The organism is Acidimicrobium ferrooxidans DSM 10331, from assembly GCF_000023265.1.
GTDB classification, from domain to species: domain Bacteria; phylum Actinomycetota; class Acidimicrobiia; order Acidimicrobiales; family Acidimicrobiaceae; genus Acidimicrobium; species Acidimicrobium ferrooxidans.
Map to the genome: position 1 here is coordinate 1,915,946 of NC_013124.1, position 22,755 is coordinate 1,938,700.

Consider the following 22,755-nt stretch of genomic DNA (forward strand, 5'->3'; position numbering starts at 1 on the left):
CTTCAGTCTATGGCCTCACCCGTGCACTCACCTGAGCCAGCGCTCCTCGCGGCGCTTGCCCGTCGGCCCGGTCACCACGTTCCCGTTTGGTTCATGCGCCAGGCTGGTCGCTCCCTCCCCGAGTACCGCGCAGTGCGCGGCGTGGAGTCCATCCTCACGGTCCTCGAGGATCCCGAACTGGCCGCGACGATCACCCTGCAGCCCGTCGAGCGCTACCACGTCGATGCGGCCATTCTGTACAGCGACATCATGGCACCGCTCGCCGCAGCAGGGGTCGGGGTGGACATCGTGCCGGGCCTAGGTCCGACGTTCGACCCGCCGATCCGTGCACGCAGCGACCTTGCACGTCTCGACCGGTTCCACCCCGAAGCGCTCGAGGCCATGGCGTCAACGGTCCGGCTCGTCACCGCCGCCTCCCCCGTGCCGCTGATCGGGTTCGCCGGCGGACCCTTCACCGTGGCGAGCTACCTCATCGAAGGTCGCCCCTCGCGTGACTACAGCGCCACAAAGCGGCTGATGCTCGCCGATGCCGGCCTGTTCGCCGCCCTCCTCGAGCGCCTGACCGACATCGCTGCGGCCAGTATCGCCGTCCAAGTCGAGGCGGGCGCAAGTGCGGTCCAGATCTTCGACTCCTGGGCCGGAGCCCTGTCCGGACCAGCCTTTCGGGACCACGTCGCCCGCCACCTCCGGCGCCTCGCAGCCGTCATCGGCGAGCTCGGCGTTCCGTCCATCTACTTCTCGGTCGGCACGGCGCACCTCGAGGCCGACATCTGCGAACTCGGCTTCGACGCCGTCGGGATCGACTGGCGCGTTGACCTCGAAGGGTTCGCGACTCGCCACGGGAGCCGGCTCGCACTCCAGGGGAACCTCGACCCCGCATATGTCTTGGCCCCCGTCGATGTCGTCCTCGCCGAGGCACGAGCGGTCCTCACCGCCTCGGCTCCCGCGCCTGGCTATGTCTTCAATCTCGGCCATGGCGTCCTGCCCGAATCCGATCCCGACGTTCTCGCCCGCGTCGTCGACCTCGTGCACGACGAGGGCACCCGGCTGCGGACGAACGCGCTGGAGGCGACTTCGTGAACGTCATCGTCGTCGGGGGAGGCATCAGCGGACTTGCGGCTGCATGGGAGGCGGCGCGCCACGGTGCATCCGTCATGCTCCTCGAGTCCTCCGACCGGCTCGGGGGCAAGCTCCTGACCTCACACGTCGGCGGCTCGCTCGTCGAACTCGGCCCTGATTCGCTCCTCACTCGCACACCGAGTGCCCTCGAACTCGTCGACTCGCTCGGACTCGACCTCGTGGCTCCCACAGCCAGCCGAGCTCTGCTCTGGTCGCGAGGTGCGCGCCGCCCCATCCCTCCAGGCCTCGTGCTCGGCGCACCACCGAACCTCGAACGTGCGCTCAGCTCGGATCTCGTCGGTCCCATCACTCGCCTTCGCGCCGCGTGGGGTGTGATCGCGCGATCCCGGCGTGGCCACGAGACCGACGACCTCGGTCGACTCGCAGCGTGGCGTTGGGGGCGAACCTGGAGCGAACGACACATCGAGCCACTCGTCGGGGGAATCAACGCCAACACCATCGTGGGCCTGAGCGCCCGGGTGAGCGCACCCAGCATCCTCTCGATGCCGCCCAGCGGCCCACCAGCACCAGCCCCCTCCCGACCGACGCGCCCTGCGTTCGTCGCCCCTTCTGGAGGCCTCTCCACCCTCGTGGACGCCGTAGCGCAGGTCCTCGTGGACCTCGGCGTCGATGTGCGCTCCTCCACCTCGGTCACCGAACTCGCTCCGGCCCCTCACGGCACCGCCGTCACCACCTCCGACGGCAGCTCGTTCAGCGCTGATGCCGTCGTCCTCGCTGTACCGGCCTTCCGTGCGGCCGAGATCCTTGCGGCCTCAGCGCCCGAAGCCAGCCTCCTGCTTCGCGGGATTCGCTACGCATCCGTCAGCGTCCTGGCCCTCTCGATCGCGCCGACGCTCGCGCCGTCGCTCAAGGGCGTCGCGGGGGTGCTCGTCGACCGACGCGAGGGTCTCATGACCACCGCCGTCTCGCTGGCGTCCGAGAAGTGGCCGCACTGGGCAGGGGACGACGCGTTGCTCCGCGTGTCGGCGGGCAACCTCCACGACGTGCGCCCGCTCGATCGGGACGACGATCGCCTGCGCGACGATCTCGTCGCCGAGGCCGAGGGCATCCTCGAGGCGACCCTCGAGATCCGCGATGCCCGACTCGCGAGATGGACGAACGCCTTCCCTCACTTCGCGCCGTGGCATCTCGATCTCGTGGAGCGAATCGATCGCGAACTGCGCGACGCACTGGGCTCGACCGTGGCGCTCGCCGGCGCGTGGCGTCGCGGGAGCGGCATCCCGACGTGCATCGCGAGCGGACGCGACGCTGCTCGAGCGACGATCAGCCGAGACAACTGACCGCGCCGTCAGGCCTCCGACCGCTCGGCCACCCCGGCCGCATCAAAGGTCGCCATCTCCGCGAGGATGCGCGCCGCGGACCGCACCAGCGGGATCGCCAGCGCCGCACCCGAGCCCTCACCGAGACGCAAATCCAGATCGAGCAGGGGACGCAGACCGAGATGCTCGAGTGCCGCCGTTGCGCCGGGTTCGACCGATCGATGCCCGGCGATCACAAAGTCAGCCGCCACGGGATCAATCCCTGCCGCGACCAGCGTGCCAGCGAGCGAGATCACCCCATCGACCACCACCGGGATCCGCACATCCATCGCGCCGAGCACTACGCCAGCGATGACTGCGATCTCGCCACCGCCGAGCTCCGCCAAGACGCTCATGGGATCCGTGGGCGGGCCGGATCGTGCGAGGGACCGCTCGATGACCTCGATCTTGCGAGCCAGTTGCGCATCGTCGATGCCGGTTCCACGACCCGTGACCGCAGCGGGTGGCCTGCCCGTCAGCGCCGCGATCACCGCAGCGCTCGGCGTCGTGTTGCCGATGCCCATGTCGCCGGTGGCAACCAGGTCGATGCCGTAGGCGTGCAGGCTCGACACCAGCGCGCGGCCAGCCTCGACCAGTGCGCGAGCGTCATCGAGATCGAGTGCGGCTTCTTGGGCGATGTTGCCCGTCACGCGCCGTCGTGCGACGTCGAGGAGAGCTGGGTGGCGCTCCAGCTCCGTCGCAACACCAGCATCCACCACCACCACCGACGCGCCGACCTCGCGCGCCAGCACGCTGATGGCAGCGCCTCCAGCGAGGAAGTTCGCGACCATCTGCGCCGTGACGTCCCTCGGCCAGGGGGTCACGCCCTCGTCGACGACGCCATGATCGCACGCCGCGACGACGATAGCAGGACGGCGCGGCACCGGCGGGGGGTCGACCCCAGCGATGCCGGCAAGCTGGGCGCCGAGGTCTTCGAGCACGCCGAGTGAGCCTGCCGGCTTGGTCAGACGAAGGTGATGCGCCCTCGCCGCAGCCTCAGCGCGTTCGTCGCGCCCCTTGGCTGCGGATCGCGTGGCGTCCACCCCACGATCGGTCGGCGCGCGCATCAAGCGACAGGGTCCGGGACCCGGGGAGTCCCAAACATGAACCGGCTGAAGATCACGTACTTGCCGACCCACACGACGCCGAAGGCGACGAGTGATGCGAGGTTGATGAGCACGGCATCGGTCAGGTGACCAACGTGGGCCGCCGAGGCGCGAGCCTGCGTCCACGCGACGGTCTCGATCGAAACCCACAGCCCGATGAAGGCCAGTGCCCAGAACGGGATGACCTCCTTCAGGAGGTGTGAGCGTCCCGACTTGCCCCAAGCCCAGCGACGGTTGAGGTAGTACGAAGGGATGGCCGCAACGGCCGTCGCGACCACGTTGGAGGTCACGGCGGAAAACACGCGCATCACACCAAAGAGCAAGAACAGGATCGCCTGAGTAATCAGCACGGAAATGACCGAGGTCACGGCGTACTTGACCGACGCCGGACCAAACCGAGCGGTGATCGCGTCATTGAGGTGGAGTACGAGGGAGCGCACGCGGCTAGCCTACCATCGAGTAGCCCGTCGTCGGCGACGCGTGATCGTACATCGATCGCATCGAAGGGATCGTTCATGAGCGAGGCTTTGGAAGCGGTCCTTGACCTGCTCGATCTCGAGCCGATCGAGGTCAATATCTTTCGTGGACAGAGCCCGAAGGAGGACCGACAGCGCGTCTTCGGCGGTCAGGTTGCTGCACAGGCACTCGTCGCGGCTGGTCGCACAGTCGAGCGTGATCGAAGGGTCCATTCCCTCCACGCCTATTTCATTCGGCCCGGAGATCCGAACACACCGATCCTCTACGAGGTCGAGCGCATTCGCGATGGTGGGAGCTTCTCGACACGCCGAGCCATCGCCATCCAGCACGGTCGTGCCATCTTCGCCCTTTCCGCGTCGTTCCAGGTCCCCGAAGAGGGCCTCGAGCACCAGCTCTCGATGCCAGAGGTACCTGATCCCAGCGCCGTCGGGACGCTGGAGCAGCAGCTCGAGCCGTGGTCCTCGCAGGTACGGGAATGGCTCGACCGGCCGCGGCCCTTCGACATTCGCTTCGTCACGTTGCCGCCACTCGCCCGAGCCGAGGGGTCCCGCGAGCCAGTCCAACGGATCTGGCTCCGTGCCGACGGGAACGTCCCCGACGACCCCTTGCTGCACGCGTGCCTGTTCGCCTACGCCTCCGACATGACGCTGCTCGATACCGCCCTCATCCCGCACGGGTTGACCTGGTTCGACGGCACCATCTTCGGTGCCTCGCTCGACCACGCGATGTGGTTTCATCGCGAGGGCCGCGCCGACCAGTGGTTCCTCTACGACACCGTGAGCCCTACCTCCCAGCAGGGCCGAGGATTGGCCGAAGGCGCCATGTACGACCAAGCCGGCCGGCGGCTCCTTACCGTCATACAAGAGGGGCTGATCCGTCGGGTGCGCTGAAGCGGTCTGCCGCGCGCACCCGACGCCGATGTCAGCGCTGCTCGACCGGAACGTAGTCGCGCTTCGGAGCGCCGATGTAGCGCTGGCGAGGGCGCACGATCTTGGCGTCTTGATCGAGCAGTTCGTTCCAGTGTGCAAGCCACCCCGACATACGAGGGATCGCAAACAGCACCGGGAACATCTCCACGGGGAAACCCATGGCTTGGTAGATCAGGCCCGAGTAGAAGTCCACGTTCGGATAGAGCTTGCGCGAGATGAAGTACTCATCGGAGAGCGCGACCTCCTCGAGCTTCAGGGCGATATCGAGGAGTGGGTTCTTCCCCGTGACCTCGAACACGTCGTAGGCGACTTCCTTGATGATGCGCGCGCGAGGATCGTAATTCTTGTACACCCGATGCCCGAAGCCCTGGAGGATGCCATGGCCACGCTTGATGGATTCGACGAACGCGGGCACATTGTCGATCGAGCCGATCTCCGTCAGCATGCGTACGACGGCCTCGTTGGCGCCGCCATGCCGCGGACCATAGAGCGCCGCGCAGGCCGCTGCCGCGGATGAGTAGGGGTCAGAGTGCGCTGAGCCCGTGACGCGCATCGCCGTGGTCGAGCAGTTCTGCTCGTGGTCGGCGTGGAGGATGAACAGCACGTCGATCGCTCGAATGAGACGCGGATCTGCCTCGTAGCGAGGCTCGGCGATCTTCCACATCATCGACAGGAAGTTCGCCGGGAACGACAGCGAGTTGTCCGGATAGACGAACGGCATCCCTTGCGAGAATCGATAGGCAGCCGCAGCGAGGGTTGGCATCTTGGCGATCAGACGAATGATCTGTCGATGTCTGGCATCGGGATCGAAGATGTCCTTGGCGTCCAGGTAGAACGTCGAGAGCGCGGCGACCGCCGAGACCAAGATGCCCATGGGGTGGGCGTCGTAGTGGAATCCCTCGAGGAAGCGCTTGCGAACGTTCTCGTGGATGAAGGTGTGGTGCGTGATCTCGTCGACCCACGTCTCGAGCTCGCTCGCGGTCGGCAATTCGCCGTGGAGCAGCAGGTACGCCACCTCCAGATAGGTCGAGCGTTCGGCGAGCTGCTCGATCGGATAGCCCCGATAGCGCAGAATCCCCGCCTCGCCATCGAGGTACGTGATCGCGCTCTCGGCCATCGCGGTCGATACCAGTGCGGGATCGAGGAACCAGATGCCCGGCAGCGCCTTGCTCCAATCGGCCGCCGAAACCGTACCGTCCACGATGGGGATCTCGACGGACACGCCGGTGCGGTTGTCCGTGATGGTGATCGACTCAGGCATTGCGACCCACCTTCCTACTCAGTCGAAACTGAAGGGTCGGACGCCACCGATTCGGTGACACTCCGACCCCCCAACCGATAACGGTACACAGCGGTGTCGCGCTCCACAAACCCGACCGACCGATAGAGCGCATGCGCAGCCACCCGCGTGGGCCGCGACGTCAGGTCCACGGTGGTCGCCCCGGCCTCCTCGGCCAGTGCGAGCGCTCTGGTCACGAGCGCGCGTCCTACCCCGTGGCCACGTCCTCGCTCGTCGACCACGACGTCCTCGATGATCGCCCGCAGTCCGGTCGGGATCGGTACCAGCACGAGCGTGGTCATACCGACGACGTCCTCGCCAGCCCACGCAAGGAGGAGACGCGTCGCCTCTGAGGACACGACCCGTTCGAGATCGGCCTCGGTCAACGGTGCAGCCGTGGTCGACAGCTGTCGAACGAGGTGGTTGACCACGGCGAGCATGCCGGGCTCGACGGTGGTGGCCTCGCGAACCACGACGGCCGATGGCGACGCGATCATCGCCGCCAGCCTAGGAGCGCCGACGCGATCCCTCGAACCGCGAGGATGAGGACGACTAGCATGGGAGTCAATGGTGGAGTTCGCCTGGCACCGCCGCGTTCGTCAGCGCCGCAGGCCAGCGGCGCTCATCTTGGCGTTGTCCGGTTGGACCGACGCTGGCGAAGCTGCGTCCACCGCAGCGTCCACACTCGAACGACTCGCGGGGCTCGTCCCCTACGCTCACGTCGACCCCGACGAGCTCTACGACTTCACTGCGGTGCGTCCGCTCGTCGAGATCGACGAGCGTGGGGTGCACGGCATCCAATGGGGGACCCTCGTCCTCCGGGGCCCGGCTCGCCAACGCGGTCCCGCGATCTTCTCCCTGGCCGGACCGGAGCCGCAACTGCGATGGAAGGCGCTCGCCAGCCAGATTGCCGAGGTTGCACAAGGACTCGCGATCCAGCACGTGGTCACGCTTGGAGCGTTGCTCGCGGGCACTCCACACACGCGCCCAGTTGCGCTCGTGGGATTCTCGACTCGTCCGGAACTTGCACGCAAGCTCGATCTGCTGCCCTCGCACTACGAAGGTCCGACCGGATTCTTGAGTGTTGCCCAGGGCGTGCTGCAAAGTTCGGGGGTCGACGTGACCTCGATCTGGGCGGAAGTCCCTCACTACCTGGCACAGTTTCCGGCCTATCCGGCGGCCCTCGCGCTGGCGCAAGCCACCACCACCGCGCTCGACCTGGATCTCGATCCCACGCCGGAGCTCGACCTCCTCATCGCGCGGACGGCGGCCGAAATCGACCAGTACGTCAGCGACGATCCAGAACTCGTCTCCTACGTCGGATCGCTTGAGCACTCCTACGAGATCGATCAACGAACGCGCCGATCGGCCGAGCGGATCTCCTGGGAGGCACAACAGTACCTCCGTCGTTTCAACGCGGAGTGACGCCGTCGACGCGTCCGGGCCGAGGCGGATCGAAGTAGGCGGCCCACGCGCGGGTCAGCGGTTCGTCTCGATGAAAGGCGCGCTCGAGCCACGGGAGCCGCATCAGCGCAGCCACGTTCTCGGGGAGCTCCTCACGTTCGAACCACCGCACCGCACGCACCTCGAGCGGATGCGCCCGAAGCGTCCCGCCGACCGGACGACACAAGAAGATGGTCGAATACATCGCGACCCTGGTGAAGCCACGCCGCAGGCCGTCGATCTGACCGAGGATCGCCTCGGGCACGACCTCGATGCCGGTCTCCTCGAAGACCTCCTTCACGACGACTTCGGCCGCGGAGTAGCCGACGTCGGCCCAACCCGTCGGATAGAGCCACACACCCGAGTCGGCTCGCTGGATGAGCAGCATGCGGTTCGAGTCGTCGACGACGACCGCCCCGACCGCACACTTGGGCGTGACGTAGCCGGCGACACCCTCGGCGACTCCCCTGATGAGCGCACCGACGGTCTCGTCCTCGGGCTCCCCGATAGGGGCTTCCGCGTTGCGGAGTCTCACCACGACTCGCAAGATCTCCTCGTAGCGCTCGCGCTCGTACCCAGAACTCGTGAACGCGAGTCCCGTCCGCGCAATGCTCTCGATCTCGAGGAGCGCCACCTCGAGATCGCGTCGCTCAAGCTCCATGAGGGCACCCCTCTGTCCGCGCACGGTCACTCGTCACATCCCATGCTACGCTCGAGCCGTGGCCGCGCAGGTGACCTGCAAGCACTACCTCGTCAAAACGCTCCCGAGCGGAGACCGCCTCGAGCGATGCCGAGTCGACGCCGCGCGCACACTGCCCTTCGACTGCCCTGACGGCTGCCTCTTCTACGAGCCGCGTGCTCGTATCTCGCGGCTCGGGTGGGTCGATCCGCGAAGCGGAGACTAGAGCCACCCGCTCGATCACCGACGATCTCCATCACCGACGATCCGGCAGCTCGACCGCGGCTGCGTTCGCCGTGCCCCGGGCACCGCGCAGGACGAACCGGCAGCCCCACGCGCCAGCCGCGAGGTCGCTCAGCTCAGACGTGCGTCCTTCGACACGACACCCAGCGACTCGGCCTTCGCTCGACCCCACTGCACCTGAATCGCGGCGAGGTCTGGCGAAATGTCGACCGCGCTGCGCGGCAGGAGGCCGCGGCGCTCGAGTCGCTCGACGTTCGGTCGCTCGACGTGGGCTCGCACCGACTCGAGCACGAGACGACGCACCAAGCCGATGGGCGGCTCGGCCTGCTCCTCGACGGGTGCGCCGAGCAGGGCGGTCAGCTCGTTCGCCACGTGCTCCTCGAGTGCATCCAGCCACGTCAACTCACACTCGCCCTCACGCGCGAGCTCGTTGCCGAGGCGCACCATGAAGGCCGGGAGTGCGTCGAGCAACGCCTCGAGATAGGCAGCGCTCGCGCGAGCAAACGGAAGAGCATCAGCCTTGTGGTCCATCGCGATCAGCTCTCGACCACGTCGCCGACCAGCTCGACGTCGACACCGACACCGCGGAGCCACTCGATCGCCTGCTCCAAATTGTCGGGGTTCCCTTCGAGCTCACAGACGATCCAGCCACTGTCGTCTTCCACGTTCGCCCGTCGAATGTTCGCGATGACACCGTGATCCCTCGCCAACGTGGCGATCACGGGTTCGTTGATCAGCTCGCCCTCGTACCAGAGCTTCGCCTTGAACCGAGCCATCCCGCCTCCTCCGAACCTACCGGACCCACCGAGTGCTGACGCCCACGAAGGTCGGCGAGATCGAGCGTAGTGTACGTGAAGCCAAGGCGCGAGCCGAGCTCGGTGAGCTCCTCGGCGTGCGCCAACACCGCCGCTGCGAGCGCTCGTGGCACCTGGATCCGCGCCGTATCGCCATGGTGGCGCACACGTACATCGACGATACCGAGGCGGTGCAACGCGGCTTCGAAACGCTCCACCTGGCTCAGACGACGAGGCGTCACCGGCGTCCCTGTCGGGATGCGCGACGCGAGGCAGGCGGCAGCCGGCTTGTCCGCGAGCCAGTCGACACCGAGCTCCCTCGCAAGGCTACGAATGGATGCCTTGTTGACGCCGAGCTCCAAGAACGGCGCGCGCACCCCAGCCTCCTCGGCAGCGAGCATGCCTGGGCGCCAGTCGCCGAGATCGTCCACGTGCGCACCCGTCACCATGACGGCACGGCGCTCCTCGGCTACCGGCCCAGCCGCTCGGAACAGGTGGGTCTTACAGACGTAGCACCGCATCCGGTCGTTGCGAACGTAGGCGGGGTCCTCGCCCTCGTGTGTCGCGACCTCGACATGACAGATGCCGTTCTCCAAGACCAGCCGGGCGATGGCGTCGCGCTCGTCGGCGGCGAGCGAGGCCGACCGGCCGGTGACGGCAACGGCTTGATCGCCAATCGCGCGGGTGCCGGCCACCGCGAGCACTCCGGAGTCCACGCCTCCCGAGAGCAGAACCACGACCCGTTCCTGCCGCTCGAACCACGCCGTCAGCGCGCGCAGCTCAGTAGAGGTTCGCACCCCGACGAGCCTAGGCCGCGGACACCTAGGAGCCCTCTGAACAAGCCCCTCCCTGGTGGTGGCTGAGCACGCCCACCCAGCCCGGGAACGAGCCCAGCTGACCCGTTCCCATCTCGCTCCTCACCCTCTCCTCCTCGCCCCTCCTGTGGGGCGAGGAGGAGAGGACCCGAGCGCCTCTCAGGTGGCAAGCACCCAGCCACCACCCACCCGGGTGAGCCCCAGGCGAAGGAGCACCTTCAGGTTCCAGGTGGCACAGAGCAGCTCGAAGTGGAGTCGGTTGCGCACGAGCCCCAGGTAGCGCAGCCTCGCGCCGGAGAGCTTGCGTTTGAGCTGTGCGTGGATCCGCTCGACGTTCGGTCGGGTGCGCTGATAGTCGAGACGAACGGCAGGGTCCCCAAAGTGCGCCCGCTGGCTGATTGCGTGCCAGGTGGCAGGGGTGAAGGTGAGGACCCGTCCTCGCTTCGAGCGCGTGCAGCGATCCCGGAGCGGACAGCCGGTGCAGTGCTTGACAAAGGAAGCACGACCCTTGGCGGAGATGGGTACTCGGTGTCCTTGGGGACAGCTGACCCATCCCTCCTCGACGACGAAGTCATCGATGGTAAAGCCACCAGGGACCGCCATGGCAAGGGGCCGAGGCTTGATCACCTCGTCGTGGCCACGAGCGGCGAGCTCGTTGGAGACCTCGCTCGTGGCATAGGCGCTGTCGCCATAGACCGTGCGCGGGCCGTCCTCGTCACGAAGGAGCTCGCTCGCCACTGCTGCGTCCGGCACGGTGCCCTTCGTGATGGTCGCAGCGGTGACGATGCCACTGTCTGGCTCGACGGCCACGTGGCCCTTGTAGCCATCGATGGCACGGGCACGTGACTTGTGGACGTGGCGAGCGTCAGGGTCCACGGTGGAGATGACCCTGTCTGTGGCTACCCGCCTCGCGATGCGCCAGCGACCTTCCTTGGCATCGACACACTCCACGTCTTGGCCCGCCACGAGCCCAAGGAGACCAAGGGCTTCGGTCTGTGGCTCGGTGAGGGATGCGAGCTTCTCTGCATGGGCGAGGTGGGCAGTGGCATCGGCGACGAGGGCACTCACCGTGCGCACCACTGCCTCTTCGTCCCGATAGTCGATGGCAGGCTTTGCGCGGGTGTAGTCGATCGCTGGTGACAGAGGAATTTCGCGTAGTTCGGGGATCAGCCTGCGTACCCGGTTGATCTGGGCGACAAGTTGGGTCATGGTGTCTTGGGTGGCAACCGCATCGGCGAGCACGGTGGAGTCGACGACGCGCTTCGTCTTGCCCTTGAGCACCCCCGTGGCACCGATCACCTCGGCCACGAGCTCGCCGATGAGTCTTGGGGTCTCGGAGGTGGCGATGCGCCTGCGCCAGTAGGTGAGCACCGTGGGGTGAAAGCCTGGGTCCTCGAGATCAAGACCAAGGGCGTACTTCCAGCGGAGGTTGTAGCGGACCTGCTCTGTCGCCTCGGTGTCCGAGAGCCCCTCGAGCACCTGGAGCACCATGACCGCGAGCACCCTCGAGGCGGGGATGGAGGGTCTGCCGGTCGTGGAGGGGTAGAGATGGCGGAAGCGCTCGTCGGGGAAGAGCTCTCTGCGGTGCTCGGCGAGGAAGGCGTAGATGGACCCTGGCTCGATGAGCGAGGAGCAGAAGGCCTCCGTCGCGGTGAGGTGTGCCTGGTCTGATTCGGTGCCCAGCATGCAAAAAGTCTAGCTGAGCTGGGCAAATGGCGCTTGACAGGCGGAGGGAAGCGCTTCCCGTAGCCGCCCTACGTGGAGGAGTTGTTCAGGGGACTCCTAGGGCCGAGCGAGGACCTCCGCTGGATCGGCGAGAAACCCGACGTAGAAGCGACCAAACTCGCCGTAGTAGGCCGACGCCTCGTCGTAGCGCAATGTGTAGACGACGTCCTTGATGTCGTCCGGTCGTTTCGCGAACAACGTCACACCCCACTCCCAGTCGGTGAGTCCGGTGGCACCCGTCACCAGTTGGATGACTCGTCCCGAGAACTTGCGCCCCGACGCCCCGTGTCCATACATGAGCCGCTCGCGCTCTGCATACGGCAGCGCGTACCAATTGAAGGCGTCGCCCCGACGCTTCGCCATGGGGTAGAAGCACCAGTTCGGAAAGCCCTCTGGCGGCAACACCGGGTAGAGGCGCGGACGCTTGCGGTCCTCCGGCAAGTGCTGTGAGTACTCGGAGACCTCCGTGATGGAGACGAAGGAATCGACGAGCGTGAGCCCCGCTCGCGACAGGCCGGCCTGCAGGTCACGCAAGACCGCAAAGTCCTGGTGGAGGGCCATGACGGCGACCTGCGCATGGTGACCGAGCAGACTGGCCGTCATCACCTGTGCCCCCGCAGTCTCGCACTGCTTGAGTTCGCGCAGTGCCTCCTCGGCGGCGTAACCGGGACCTGGATTGGCGAACAGATGCAGCACGCCGAGGCCGGTTCGCACCTGCGAGCCGCCGACCTCGTCCGAACCCATCACCTCAGTGCTGTCACTCATGATTGGTCTCCATCATGCTCACTCGTGAGCGCGCGATGGCGCATCGCAGCCTCGCGTCGATCAGCGATCGTGCCAGCGCCGAGGGCGCTCCCTGCCGGTAGCGGGACCGTCATGGGTTGCGACTCCTGGAGCCGATGCGCCCGAGCCACAGCGTCGTGGTACGCCTCGATCTGCGCACGCATGGACGGGTCTGCGTAGACCGTTCCATCGATGAGCAACCCCTGACGGCGCTCCATGATCGCGAGGATGTCGTCACCGGTGATCGTCTTCTGAGTCTCGAGAGCATGAGCGACGGCGAGGATGTCGTAGCGGTGCTCCTCGACGATCTGGGCCACGCGCTCGTAGAGGGCCTCGAGTCGCCGCTCGACACGATCGCCGATGCCCCCTTTGCGAGGGTCGTCCGCAGGCCCGACTCTCCGGCGCTGCGGCCCGTAGCCGCCGATGCCGAGGTCGCGAACCGCATCCAGCTGGAGAATGGTGTCGCCCATACCCCACGACGTGTCCATCAGGGCCGCGAGCCTCGAGGCGCTGAAGAGATCGCCCGAGACGCCCGAGGTGTTGTCGCCGCCGAAGAAGGCGCGCTCGCCAGCGAGCGATGCCAGACCCACCATGATGTCCGCTTCGAACTCAGAGCGCCACCGGGTGAATCGCTCCTCCTTGGGCAAGTAGGACACGAGTCCGAGGAAGTTCGAACCCTTCTCGATGGTGGCGATGTCGATCACCGAATTACGCCGCACGACAACCGCCGTTACCGCATGGCACGCCTCGTGGACGGCGACGGCGTGCCGCTCGCGCTCGACGTACTCGACGTCTTCGGGCAGACCGAAGGTCTTGATCTGCTTCGCACGGATCATGTCCGGCCACTCGATGACCTCGCGGCCCTCTCGGATCGCGATAATCAGCGCCTCGTTCACCATGTCCTTGATGGCGGCTCCCGACAAGTACGGAGTCATGGTGGCGAGCCGGTCGATGTCCTCGTCCGAGAGAGCGTGGTGGACCTTGGCCAAGTAGCCCTGGAACGTCCTGATGCGACCCTCCTTGGACGGATAGCCCACCTTGTAGATGCGGTCGATCCGACCGGGGCGGAGCAGCGCCTCGTCGAGCACGTCTGGAAGGTTGGTTGCGAGGATGGTGAGAATCCGGTACTTCGGCGGTTCCTTTGGCTTGAGCCCGAGCGCGCGCCGAACGACCCTGTTCCAGAACCCACGTGGCTTCTGCAAGCCCGACAGCTCCGTCAGAAGGGCTTGGAGCGTCCCGTCCATGCCGCCAAACCCCGGCACTACGTAGCGCCAGACCGATCGGCCTTGCGCGCGAGGCTCCGGCGCACTCGCACGAGCACGACGAAGTTCCTCCTCGAAGAGCACCTGCTGGGTCGCCGGATCGAAGTAGGTGCCACCATGGCACGTGGGCGCATCACCGAGGATCGGCGAACCCGCGAAGCGGAATCTGCCATCGGCACCAGCGATGGCGCCTCGCGAACCAAGCGAGTCCGCCTCGTCGAAGAAGGCGACGACCCCGCCATAGCGCACCGCGAGCTTGCGCAGACGACGGAAGATCGACTTGACCTTCAAAATACCGACCCCGATGAACATGTTCGCGAAGGCACCGGGCTCGACGAAGACGAACGGCACTTGGGTCTCGCCGGCGACCGCCTCGGCGATCAGGGTCTTGCCGGTGCCAGGCGGGCCCCACAGCAAGATACCGGTCGGGACGTAGCCACCCTTCTCCTCGATGCGCTCGGGATCGGTCAGGAAGATCAGGTTCTCCTTGATCCGGTCGAGTACCGCGTCTTGGCCCCAGACGTCGCTAAAGCGCGTCTTGACGTCGCCAGGGAAGTAGACCTCGTAGCCGCCCTTGGAGAGATACCAAAAGATCGCGACGAAGGAGCCAACCCCGATGAGCAGATAGACCCCGATCTCGATGATCGTCGGGAGCGAGTTCATCACCATGCCCGGCACGACGAACAGCGCGAACAGGGGCGAGACGTGGTAGTGGGCTGCCAGCACGACCGACACCAGCGCAAGGAGAACGATGATCTTCGCAGCTCGCGCGATGCGATAGCGCGTCCAATCGTCGCGGCCGTGGCCGAGGCGCTGGATCGGTCGGACGACGGCTTCTTCCCACGCCTGGTTCCAGGACGACGAGCGCTCCAACGCCAGCACGTTCACCTGGCGCACCACCTCGAGGACCACGAGTACGGTGAGCCACCAATCGCTCTGAAGGGTGCTCGCAAGCGCGACGCCCACCGGTTCGAGCGGATTCGCGTTCGTCTTTGTCGCCGTCACCCAGGCGATGAGCACCGCGAGGACGACGAGGAACTTCAAGCGGTCCCACAGCGACTGCGGAGGTCGGCAGCCCGGCCGCGCAGCATGCCGCCTGGCCCCGGTGGACTCGGTCATGGTGTTGCCTCCACTCCAAAGGAACGAATGATTGAGTCGATCACACCTGCATTGCGTGCAAAGCACGCGACGTCACATCCCACCCCGAGGACATAGGCCCACGTCGTCGAGGGATTCACCTCGGCGATCTGCTCGAGTTCGATCGGCGAGCTCGTACCGACGCGCTCTTCCACGGTCATCTCAGAACCCCGGAACCCGCCCTTGCGCACGAACGTCTGGTAGGCCTTGACCGAGAAGTGGTCGATCGACGACGACGGATTGAAGGGATCCTGCTGGAGGATCAGCGTGCGCAAGGTCGCCAACGAGAACGAATCCTGCTCGGCGGAGGTCAACGCCTGCGCCTTCACGATTCCGAATGGGAACCCCTCGCTGAAGCCGTTCGAGACCGCAGACAGGCCAGCGACGTGCTTGCCAACGATGATGTTGCCCCAGAGACTCTGCTCGACCTGTCGAAGCGTCGTCGAACTCGCACGAGGATCGGCCGACCGGAAGACCTGCTGGACCGTAAAGCGCTGCCAACCCGAAGGAATCGCGTAGTAGACCGACTCGCCTGCAGCGTCGCCGTGACTGACGTACGAGAGCCCGCTCGCCGAGCAGCTCGCAGCGAGGGCACCCAACGTGATCGTGGCCAGGGTTCTGCGCCCCCATCCTCGCGAACGAGCGAACGACCACACTCCACCACGCCTTCCTGAGCGAATGGATCCCCCCGCTCGGGGACCGAGCCCTCTTCCATGCTACCGCCTTAGCTTGTGGACAACTCAGGCGCACCTTCACGCGAGGTGAGAGCGCAGAAGCCAGCCCAGCTCTGCCACGTCCGAGGTTTCCCGCTCGGCTCCTGCGACCACGCCGGTCTCGAGCAGCACAGGCCCCACAACGCATCAAAGGGGAGCAGGCAAGCCTGCTCCCCTTTGACTGTGCGTCGCCTGCCGCATGCGACCCGGCGACGCCGTCGTCCCTTAGAAGTCCTCCATCCCGGCGCCAGGGTTGACCGCCGGCTTGGGCTCCGGCTTGTCGACCACGACCGCCTCGGTGGTCAGGAAGAGCGCCGCAATGGACGCCGCGTTCTGCAGCGCCGAACGGGTGACCTTCACGGCGTCGATGACACCGGCCGCCACCAGATCCTCGTAGGTCCCGGTCGCAGCGTTCAAGCCCTCGTTGGGGTTGGTGAGTGCCTTGACTCGCTCGACCACGACCCCACCTTCGAGGCCGGCGTTGGTCGCGATCTGCCGCAACGGCTCCTCCACCGCCTTGGCGACGATCCTCGCACCGGTCGCCTCGTCACCCTCGAGCTTCTCTGCCTTGTCGAGCACCGCACGCTGGGCACGCAGCAACGCCACGCCACCGCCGGGCACGACACCCTCTTCGATCGCTGCCTTGGTGGTCGAGACGGCGTCCTCGATGCGGTGCTTCTTCTCCTTGAGCTCCACCTCGGTCGCGGCGCCGACCTTGATGATCGCGACGCCGCCGGACAGCTTGGCAAGACGCTCCTGCAGCTTCTCGCGGTCGTAGTCGGAGTCCGTCGCCTCGATCTCGTTACGGATCTGCTGGATCCGACCCTTGATGTCGGCGTCGCTCCCCGCGCCCTCGATGATCGTCGTCTCGTCCTTCGTGACCTCGACGCGGCGCGCGCGACCCAACAGGTCGAGCGTCGTGTTCTCGAGCTTGAGCCCGACCTCCTCGGAGATGACCTGGCCACCGGTGAGGATCGCGATGTCCTGCAGCATGGCCTTGCGGCGCTCACCAAAGCCAGGAGCCTTGACCGCGACCGACCGGAAGGTGCCTCGGATCTTGTTCACGACCAGCGTCGCGAGCGCCTCGCCCTCGACATCCTCTGCGATGATGAGGAGCGGCTTGCCCGCTTGCATCACCTTCTCGAGCACCGGCAACAGCTCACGCACCGACGAGATCTTCGAGCTGACCAGCAGAATGTACGGGTCGTCGAGGATCGCGGTCATGGCCTCGGTGTCGGTGGCGAAGTACGGCGAGATGTAGCCCTTGTCGAAGCGCATGCCCTCGACAAGGTCGATCTCCATCCCGAAGGTCTGGGACTCCTCCACCGTGATCACGCCGTCCTTGCCGACGCGCTCGATCGCCTCGGAGATCATGGCTCCGACCTCAGGATCGGCAGCGGAGATCGCGGCGACCTGCGCGACCTGCTCGCGCGTCTCGGTCTCCTTCGCGATGGACTTGAGCGCGAGGACTGCGTCGGCAACGGCCTCCTCGATGCCACGCTTGAGTGACATCGGGTTGGCACCTGCCGCAACGTTCTTCAGGCCCTCGCGAACCATCGCCCACGCGAGCACAGTGGCCGTGGTCGTACCGTCACCAGCGACGTCGTCGGTCTTCTTGGCGACCTCCTTCACGAGGTCGGCACCGAGCTTCTCGAACGGCTCCTCGAGCTCGATCTCCTTCGCGATGGAGACGCCGTCATTGGTGATCGTGGGTGCGCCCCACTTCTTGTCGAGGACGACGTTACGGCCCTTCGGTCCAAGGGTCACCCGCACGGCGTCCGCAAGCTTGTTCATGCCCTGCTCGAGCTTGCGCCGAGCATCCTCGTCGAACGCGATGAGCTTGGCCATCGTTGCCTCCCTGGTCTCTCGCGAGCAGCGTTTTCACCACGTCTGTGACGGCTCTCTCGGCCGCCCAGCATGCGTGGTTAGCACTCAGCTATGCCGAGTGCTAATGATAGCACCTCGCCGCTGCTTAGCCGCCGGCGACCGCAGGAACGACCGACACCACATCCCCGTCGCCGACGGTGGTCGCAAGACCATCCAGAAAGCGAATGTCCTCGTCGCGAACGAACACGTTCACGAAGCGCCGCGGCTCACCCTCGGCGTCGAGGATACGCTCGGCAAGCTCGGGGTGCTCACTCGCCACCACAGCGAGCACCTCACCAACCGTCTGCGCCTCGCCGACCGTGAGTTCGCCCGCGCCGCCCGCAAGGCTGCGAAGCTGCGCTGGAATGCGCACCCGTACCGTCACTCCAACCCCCATTTCCCTCTCGCTCCCGACCGCTAGCGCGCCTGGGCTCCGAGTAACGACCAAAACGCATCGATCGATGGACGGATCACGGTGCCGGTATCGACGGTCTGCTCGATGGCTTCGACCGTCTTCAGGCCATTGCCGCTCAGGTACGCGACCACCGTCTCGTCCGGTCGAACGATCCCCTGCGAGGCCAGCTTGGCGAGCGTCGCGACCGTCACTCCACCCGCGGTCTCGACGAAGATGCCCTCCGTGCGCGCCACGAGCGCGATCGCTTCGAGGATCTCGTCGTCAGAGACCGCGCCGATCGCGCCGCCGGTCGCTCGTGCGACATCGACCGCGTAACTGCCGTCAGCCGGGTTGCCGATCGCGAGCGACTTGGCCACCGTCGATGGCCTGACCGGGCGCACCAACGAGCGACCCGCCTCGAACGCCTGCGCAACCGGTGAGCACCCCTGCGCCTGGGCACCGGATACCCGCACGCTCGGCGGCTCTGGCATGAGTCCAGCGAGGGCCAGCTCCTCGAAACCTCGATGGATGCGCGTGAGCTGGCTTCCTGAGGCCACCGGCACGACGACGTGATCGGGGTAGCGCCAACCCAGCTGTTCAACGACCTCGAAACCGAGGGTCTTCGAGCCCTCTGAGTAGAACGGCCGCAGGTTGACGTTGGCAAAGCCCCAATCACCGCGCTCGGAGACGATCTCTGCGCACAGACGATTGACGTCGTCGTAGGTCCCGTCGATCGCGACGATGTTCGCTCCGTACACCGCGGTGGCCAACACCTTGACGCGCTCGAGATTCGCGGGAATGAAGACGTAGGCCTCCATCCCTGCCCGAGCAGCGTGAGCCGCAACCGAGTTGGCGAGGTTGCCGGTGGAGGCACACGATGCGACGCGCATGCCGAACTCACGAGCCTTGGAGAGCGCGACGGCCACCACTCGATCCTTGAAGGATCCGGTGGGATTCACCGTGTCGTTCTTGAGGTAGAGCTCCCCCAGACCGAGCTCCGCGGCCAGCCTCGGGGCGGGCACGAGCGGGGTGAAGCCAGCACCGAGGTCAATACGGGCCTCGTCGCGCTCGATGGGAAGCAGCTCGCCATAGCGCCACAAGGTCGGTGGCCCCGACTGGATCCGCTCGCGCGTGACACGTGCCGCGATCTGCTCGTAGTCGTAGGCGACTTCGAGGGGACCAAAACAGAACTCACACACGTGGGTTGGGCTGATCGGATAGGTCCGCCCACACTCACGGCACACCAGGTTGACAACCGCTGACGACATCGTCCCTCCCGCCGCCATCGCTCGGGCATTGGCACCTGGTTCGACGTATCGAACTGGTTGCCGCGGTATCACAGGGCCCGTCCCTACACCGCTCTCGATGATTCGGCGTCACTCATGCTAGCGACTCGGTCGGCGCTCTGCGCTGCTCGCACGCGTGCCAATGGACGCACACGACCTAGCGTGAGGTCATGGCTCCAGCGCGCCAGTACCTCTTCGTGACGAATCGAGGGCCGTTCGCGATCTCGCCGTCCGGGTCGCTCCACGAGGCGGGCGGTGGCCTCGCTGCCGGCCTGCGAGGACTGCTCGCAACGGGTCAAGCGCGATCCGTCTTCGCCGTCGACGACGGACCAGAACGCGAGCACTGGAGCGCCGTCGGCGACGATCGCCTCATCCCAGCTGCTGTCCCGGAGGAAGTGCACCGTAGCGCCTACGACACCATCGCGAACGAGCTCCTCTGGTACTGCGCTCATCAGCTGTTCGACCTCGCGTTCGAGCCGATCGACGACGCTCACTCGCGAAGGGCGTGGTCGCACTACGAAACGTTCAACGAGCTCATGGCCGAAGCAGCGCACGCCGTTGCCAATGTTGACGACGTCATCGTCGTCAACGACTACCACCTCTATCTCGTGCCTCGGGCGCTCCGAGCACGCGGCTGGCAAGGCACGCTGGTCTTCTTCCTACACATCCCCGTGCCGACCGAGCAGGAGTACGCGGTCCTGCCGGCAGTGGTTCGTCGGGCCCTCCTCGATGGCATCGCCGAAGCTGACCTCATCGCCGTCCACGCACCGACGTGGGCCGAGCGGCTGCGAGCACTCTTCGATGCGAGCGGACTCGTGGCGCCGCCGATCGTGGTCGCCCCCCTCCCCGTCGACGTCGTTGGATTGCTCGAGCGTGCCGCACGTCCCGATGTCGCCGAAGCGGGCGAGCGCCTCGACGCAACCGGCGGCGCACTCCCCACGATCACGCGCGTCGACCGCATCGAGCCGTCGAAGAACCTGCTGCGTGGCGTCGCCGCGATCGACCGGATGCTGGAGCTCCGCCCCGACCTCGCGGGCCGGTTCCGAGCCCTCCACCTCGCCTACCCCTCGCGCGGCAACCTGGACAAGTACCATCGCCTCCGTTCGTCGCTCGTCGACATGATCGACGCCGTCAACGACCGCTGGCGGCGTTCAGGGTGGGTGCCGATCGAGGCGCACCTCAGCGACGACCCGGCACGATCCATCGCTGCCTACCAGCGCTTCAGGGTGCTGCTCGTCAACCCGGTGCGCGACGGACTCAACCTCGTCGCACCCGAAGCGAGTCTGCTCGCCCCCCCAGACGCCCACATCGTGCTCTCGCGTAGCGCGGGTATCGCAGAGCACATCGGAGACCATGTGACGCTCGTCGACCCGTTCGACGTCGACGAGACCGCTCGTGCCCTCATCGATGCGCTCGAGCGGCCCGGTGATCTCGAACCGGTGCGCCGCTGGGTTCACAGCAATTCCTGGGATCGCTGGCTTGCCACGATCACCCCGACCGCCACGGAGACGCGATGACAGGCTGGAGGGACGTCGTCACGGCTCTCGTCAGAGCGCACCGCCCGCTGGTTGCGCTCGACTTCGATGGGACCCTCGCCTCGATCACGGCGGATCCCTCGCGCGCCAGCATCGCTCCGGATCTCCTCGACGATCTGAGCGGGCTCGCGCGCACGCTGCGCATCGCGATCGTGTCCGGAAGACCTCGCTCCTTCCTCACCGATCAGCTTGGCGACCTTGCCGTGCGGATCGAGATCGCCTCCAACTACGGGCGCGACGAGACGGCCACGCCCGCAGATCGCGACCTCCTCGACCGGGTGGCGAGAGGCCTTGCGGACCTCGCGGCCGATGGCGCGCTCATTGAACGCAAGCCGACGTCGGTGGCCCTGCACGTTCGGGAGCATCCCGAACTCGCCGCTCGAGCCGCGGTGACGGTCCAGAGGTTGGCCGCCGCCTACCACCTTGATCTTCAAGAAGCTCGCCAGGCATACGAGCTGCTCTTGCCTTCATCGGCGACGAAGGGCACGGCAGTCTCGTCCCTGATCACCGACGACACCGACTTCGTGCTCTACGCCGGTGACGACGTCGGCGACATCGCCGCCGTCGAAGCCGTGCGCGGTCACGGCGGGCCGTCGTGGTGCCTCGCGATCGACTCTGGTGAGCTCCCTCCTGCGCTCGCGGCGATCAGCGACGAGGTCATCGATCAGCCCGAACTGCACCGCCGTCTCCACTCCCTCCGCGAACTCCTCGCCTCGCGTCACGCCGATCATGACGGTCCTGTCGACGATTTTGCTCAACGAAGTCGCGAGGCCGACCGATAGCCACCGCAGTGATGACCCGAGGAGGGCCATGATGGTCTCGGTTGGCACGGAGGTAGGCGCCGCTCCGTCGCGTCGTGCCGACATCTTGCGCGCAACGTGGGAGCTCCTCGCCACGACCGGAGCCAGCCACCTCACCATCCGCCGCGTCGCCCAGGGAGCGGCCGTCGACCCCGCCCTCATCTACCACTACTTCGGGTCGAAGCGCGGCCTGCTCGGAGCGGCTCGCGACATGCCAGAGGGCCTGAGCGACATCCTCAAGGCCCAGCGAGGGCCACTCGAACGGCTTCGGATCCTGCAAACCCCACCGTGGGCGACGTGGGTCAGCGCCCTCGTCGCCTCGGTCATCGATGATCGAGAGGACGCGCTGCGATCGCTGCACGAACTCATCGCGAGCGTCGACACCAACGGCGCCCTGCCGCGCCTTGCGCTCCTCGGCTTCTTCGCCGATCGCTTCTTGCTGCACGTGTGGTCAGCTGGACCCGATCCGGCCGCGCCGTTCGATCATGAGCTGCTGCGCTAGCGCGCGCGGGTCATCCGCATCCTGAAGGTCGGCCTCGAGCGGCGATGGGACGGTGACGAGACGAGCCCCGGGCCACAGTGCGCTGAGACGTGTCGCACTTCGATCGACGCTGGCGACCCAGCCACCAGCGAGATCCCATGCTGGACCATCGGCCCGTCGCACGACGAAGGGGCCCTCCAGCGCCACGCGCCACATCCAGCTCAGCGCATCGACGGACGCCCGAAAGAGATCAACGGGCACCACGACGACGAGGTCCTGCGGTCGCAGGTCGAGCTCCTCAAGGGCGGCCACGATGGCGCGATGCGGACCGAACCCGGCATCAGCGACAGCCGCGGCTCCTGACACCCCAGGACCGACCTCGACGACGCGGTACGACGCACGTTCGAGTGCGTCGCGCAACCACTCGGCCTGGATCGCCCCTCCCTCGCGGGGGAGACGAGCCTTGTCGGTACCCATACGCCGCGATCGGCCACCCGTGAGCAGGAGCGCGACGCGCAGGCGTCGAGCCGGAGCCGACTCCTCATGCCACCCCACCATCCTGGTAGGCTA

At 66.5% G+C, this 22,755-nt stretch carries 23 protein-coding genes and 1 riboswitch; of the genes, 7 read left to right on the top strand and 16 right to left on the bottom strand.

Annotation, left to right across the window (positions count from 1 at the left end; all coding sequences use genetic code 11):
- The first annotated feature begins 9 nt into the window (after positions 1-9).
- Both hemE and AFER_RS09455 read left to right on the top strand, forming a co-directional pair.
- Complete coding sequence (gene hemE, locus AFER_RS09450; protein ID WP_015799221.1) at positions 10-1,080, top strand: uroporphyrinogen decarboxylase; 1,071 nt, start codon at positions 10-12, stop codon at positions 1,078-1,080.
- Positions 1,077-2,420 (top strand): protoporphyrinogen/coproporphyrinogen oxidase, encoded by a 1,344-nt coding sequence (locus AFER_RS09455; RefSeq protein ID WP_015799222.1) that lies wholly within the window; start codon positions 1,077-1,079, stop codon positions 2,418-2,420. Before hemE ends, AFER_RS09455 begins: the two co-directional genes overlap by 4 nt.
- Before the next feature lie 8 nt (positions 2,421-2,428).
- Here AFER_RS09455 and cobT read toward each other — a convergent pair whose 3' ends face one another.
- Together cobT and AFER_RS09465 are read right to left on the bottom strand one after the other, a co-directional pair.
- Positions 2,429-3,505, bottom strand: a complete 1,077-nt coding sequence (gene cobT, locus AFER_RS09460; RefSeq protein WP_015799223.1) for a nicotinate-nucleotide--dimethylbenzimidazole phosphoribosyltransferase — start codon at positions 3,503-3,505, stop codon at positions 2,429-2,431.
- Positions 3,505-3,984: a GtrA family protein gene (locus tag AFER_RS09465; RefSeq protein WP_015799224.1), complete on the bottom strand. Its 480-nt coding sequence runs from the start codon at positions 3,982-3,984 to the stop codon at positions 3,505-3,507. Before AFER_RS09465 ends, cobT begins: the two co-directional genes overlap by 1 nt.
- 75 nt (positions 3,985-4,059) lie before the next feature.
- On the opposite strand from AFER_RS09465, the gene tesB reads away from it, so the two are divergent.
- Positions 4,060-4,911, top strand: coding sequence for an acyl-CoA thioesterase II (gene tesB / locus AFER_RS09470; RefSeq protein ID WP_015799225.1), 852 nt, complete (start codon positions 4,060-4,062; stop codon positions 4,909-4,911).
- A 31-nt stretch (positions 4,912-4,942) separates the two neighbouring features.
- On the opposite strand, the gene AFER_RS09475 is transcribed toward tesB, so the two are convergent.
- Both AFER_RS09475 and AFER_RS09480 read right to left on the bottom strand, forming a co-directional pair.
- Positions 4,943-6,211: a citrate synthase gene (locus tag AFER_RS09475; protein WP_015799226.1), complete on the bottom strand. Its 1,269-nt coding sequence runs from the start codon at positions 6,209-6,211 to the stop codon at positions 4,943-4,945.
- Positions 6,212-6,225: 14 nt separating this feature from the next.
- A complete protein-coding gene (locus AFER_RS09480) occupies positions 6,226-6,726 on the bottom strand; it encodes a GNAT family N-acetyltransferase (protein ID WP_015799227.1) in 501 nt (166 codons plus the stop codon).
- Between the two features lie 70 nt (positions 6,727-6,796).
- Here AFER_RS09480 and AFER_RS09485 point away from each other — a divergent pair, with 70 nt between their 5' ends.
- Positions 6,797-7,654, top strand: a complete 858-nt coding sequence (locus AFER_RS09485; protein ID WP_049755465.1) for a PAC2 family protein — start codon at positions 6,797-6,799, stop codon at positions 7,652-7,654.
- On the opposite strand, the gene AFER_RS09490 is transcribed toward AFER_RS09485, so the two are convergent.
- From AFER_RS09490 to AFER_RS09545, 11 genes are all read right to left on the bottom strand, one after another.
- Complete coding sequence (locus AFER_RS09490) at positions 7,641-8,333, bottom strand: NUDIX hydrolase N-terminal domain-containing protein (protein ID WP_015799229.1); 693 nt, start codon at positions 8,331-8,333, stop codon at positions 7,641-7,643. The genes AFER_RS09485 and AFER_RS09490 overlap by 14 nt on opposite strands.
- A 372-nt stretch (positions 8,334-8,705) precedes the next feature.
- Positions 8,706-9,125 carry a hypothetical protein gene (locus AFER_RS09500; protein ID WP_015799230.1) on the bottom strand — a complete coding sequence of 140 codons (420 nt, stop codon included), beginning with the start codon at positions 9,123-9,125 and terminating at the stop codon, positions 8,706-8,708.
- 5 nt (positions 9,126-9,130) lie between these two features.
- Positions 9,131-9,370 carry an NIL domain-containing protein gene (locus AFER_RS09505; protein ID WP_015799231.1) on the bottom strand — a complete coding sequence of 80 codons (240 nt, stop codon included), beginning with the start codon at positions 9,368-9,370 and terminating at the stop codon, positions 9,131-9,133.
- Positions 9,328-10,185, bottom strand: coding sequence for an ATP-dependent sacrificial sulfur transferase LarE (gene larE, locus AFER_RS09510; RefSeq protein WP_049755467.1), 858 nt, complete (start codon positions 10,183-10,185; stop codon positions 9,328-9,330). The genes AFER_RS09505 and larE overlap by 43 nt, the downstream gene beginning before the upstream one ends.
- A gap of 177 nt (positions 10,186-10,362) precedes the next feature.
- Positions 10,363-11,889, bottom strand: coding sequence for an IS1182-like element ISAcfe2 family transposase (locus AFER_RS09515; protein WP_015799233.1), 1,527 nt, complete (start codon positions 11,887-11,889; stop codon positions 10,363-10,365).
- A gap of 96 nt (positions 11,890-11,985) precedes the next feature.
- On the bottom strand, positions 11,986-12,693 hold the full coding sequence (locus AFER_RS09520; protein WP_015799234.1) for a chlorite dismutase family protein: 708 nt from the start codon (positions 12,691-12,693) through the stop codon (positions 11,986-11,988).
- The gene (locus tag AFER_RS09525) at positions 12,690-15,092 is read right to left on the bottom strand and encodes an AAA family ATPase (protein ID WP_015799235.1); all 2,403 of its coding nucleotides are present in this window, start codon (positions 15,090-15,092) and stop codon (positions 12,690-12,692) included. The genes AFER_RS09520 and AFER_RS09525 overlap by 4 nt, the downstream gene beginning before the upstream one ends.
- Positions 15,089-15,766 carry a hypothetical protein gene (locus AFER_RS09530; protein ID WP_015799236.1) on the bottom strand — a complete coding sequence of 226 codons (678 nt, stop codon included), beginning with the start codon at positions 15,764-15,766 and terminating at the stop codon, positions 15,089-15,091. The genes AFER_RS09525 and AFER_RS09530 overlap by 4 nt, the downstream gene beginning before the upstream one ends.
- 282 nt (positions 15,767-16,048) lie before the next feature.
- Positions 16,049-17,671 (bottom strand): chaperonin GroEL, encoded by a 1,623-nt coding sequence (groL, locus tag AFER_RS09535; protein ID WP_015799237.1) that lies wholly within the window; start codon positions 17,669-17,671, stop codon positions 16,049-16,051.
- Between the two features lie 124 nt (positions 17,672-17,795).
- Positions 17,796-18,086, bottom strand: coding sequence for a ubiquitin-like small modifier protein 1 (locus tag AFER_RS09540; RefSeq protein ID WP_015799238.1), 291 nt, complete (start codon positions 18,084-18,086; stop codon positions 17,796-17,798).
- Between the two features lie 20 nt (positions 18,087-18,106).
- Entirely contained in the window at positions 18,107-19,351 is a 1,245-nt protein-coding gene (locus AFER_RS09545; RefSeq protein WP_015799239.1) for a threonine synthase, read from the bottom strand.
- Positions 19,348-19,455, bottom strand: a riboswitch (SAM riboswitch). It overlaps the preceding gene by 4 nt.
- An 84-nt stretch (positions 19,456-19,539) precedes the next feature.
- Here AFER_RS09545 and AFER_RS09550 point away from each other — a divergent pair.
- From AFER_RS09550 to AFER_RS11320, 3 genes are read left to right on the top strand one after another with little or no spacing between them, the layout of a single operon-like run.
- Positions 19,540-20,886 carry a trehalose-6-phosphate synthase gene (locus tag AFER_RS09550; protein WP_015799240.1) on the top strand — a complete coding sequence of 449 codons (1,347 nt, stop codon included), beginning with the start codon at positions 19,540-19,542 and terminating at the stop codon, positions 20,884-20,886.
- Positions 20,883-21,686, top strand: a complete 804-nt coding sequence (locus AFER_RS09555; protein ID WP_015799241.1) for a trehalose-phosphatase — start codon at positions 20,883-20,885, stop codon at positions 21,684-21,686. Before AFER_RS09550 ends, AFER_RS09555 begins: the two co-directional genes overlap by 4 nt.
- A gap of 28 nt (positions 21,687-21,714) precedes the next feature.
- On the top strand, positions 21,715-22,206 hold the full coding sequence (locus AFER_RS11320) for a TetR/AcrR family transcriptional regulator (protein ID WP_049755471.1): 492 nt from the start codon (positions 21,715-21,717) through the stop codon (positions 22,204-22,206).
- Here AFER_RS11320 and AFER_RS09565 read toward each other — a convergent pair.
- Positions 22,156-22,743: an NTP transferase domain-containing protein gene (locus AFER_RS09565; RefSeq protein WP_015799243.1), complete on the bottom strand. Its 588-nt coding sequence runs from the start codon at positions 22,741-22,743 to the stop codon at positions 22,156-22,158. The genes AFER_RS11320 and AFER_RS09565 overlap by 51 nt on opposite strands.
- Between the last annotated feature and the right edge of the window lie 12 nt (positions 22,744-22,755).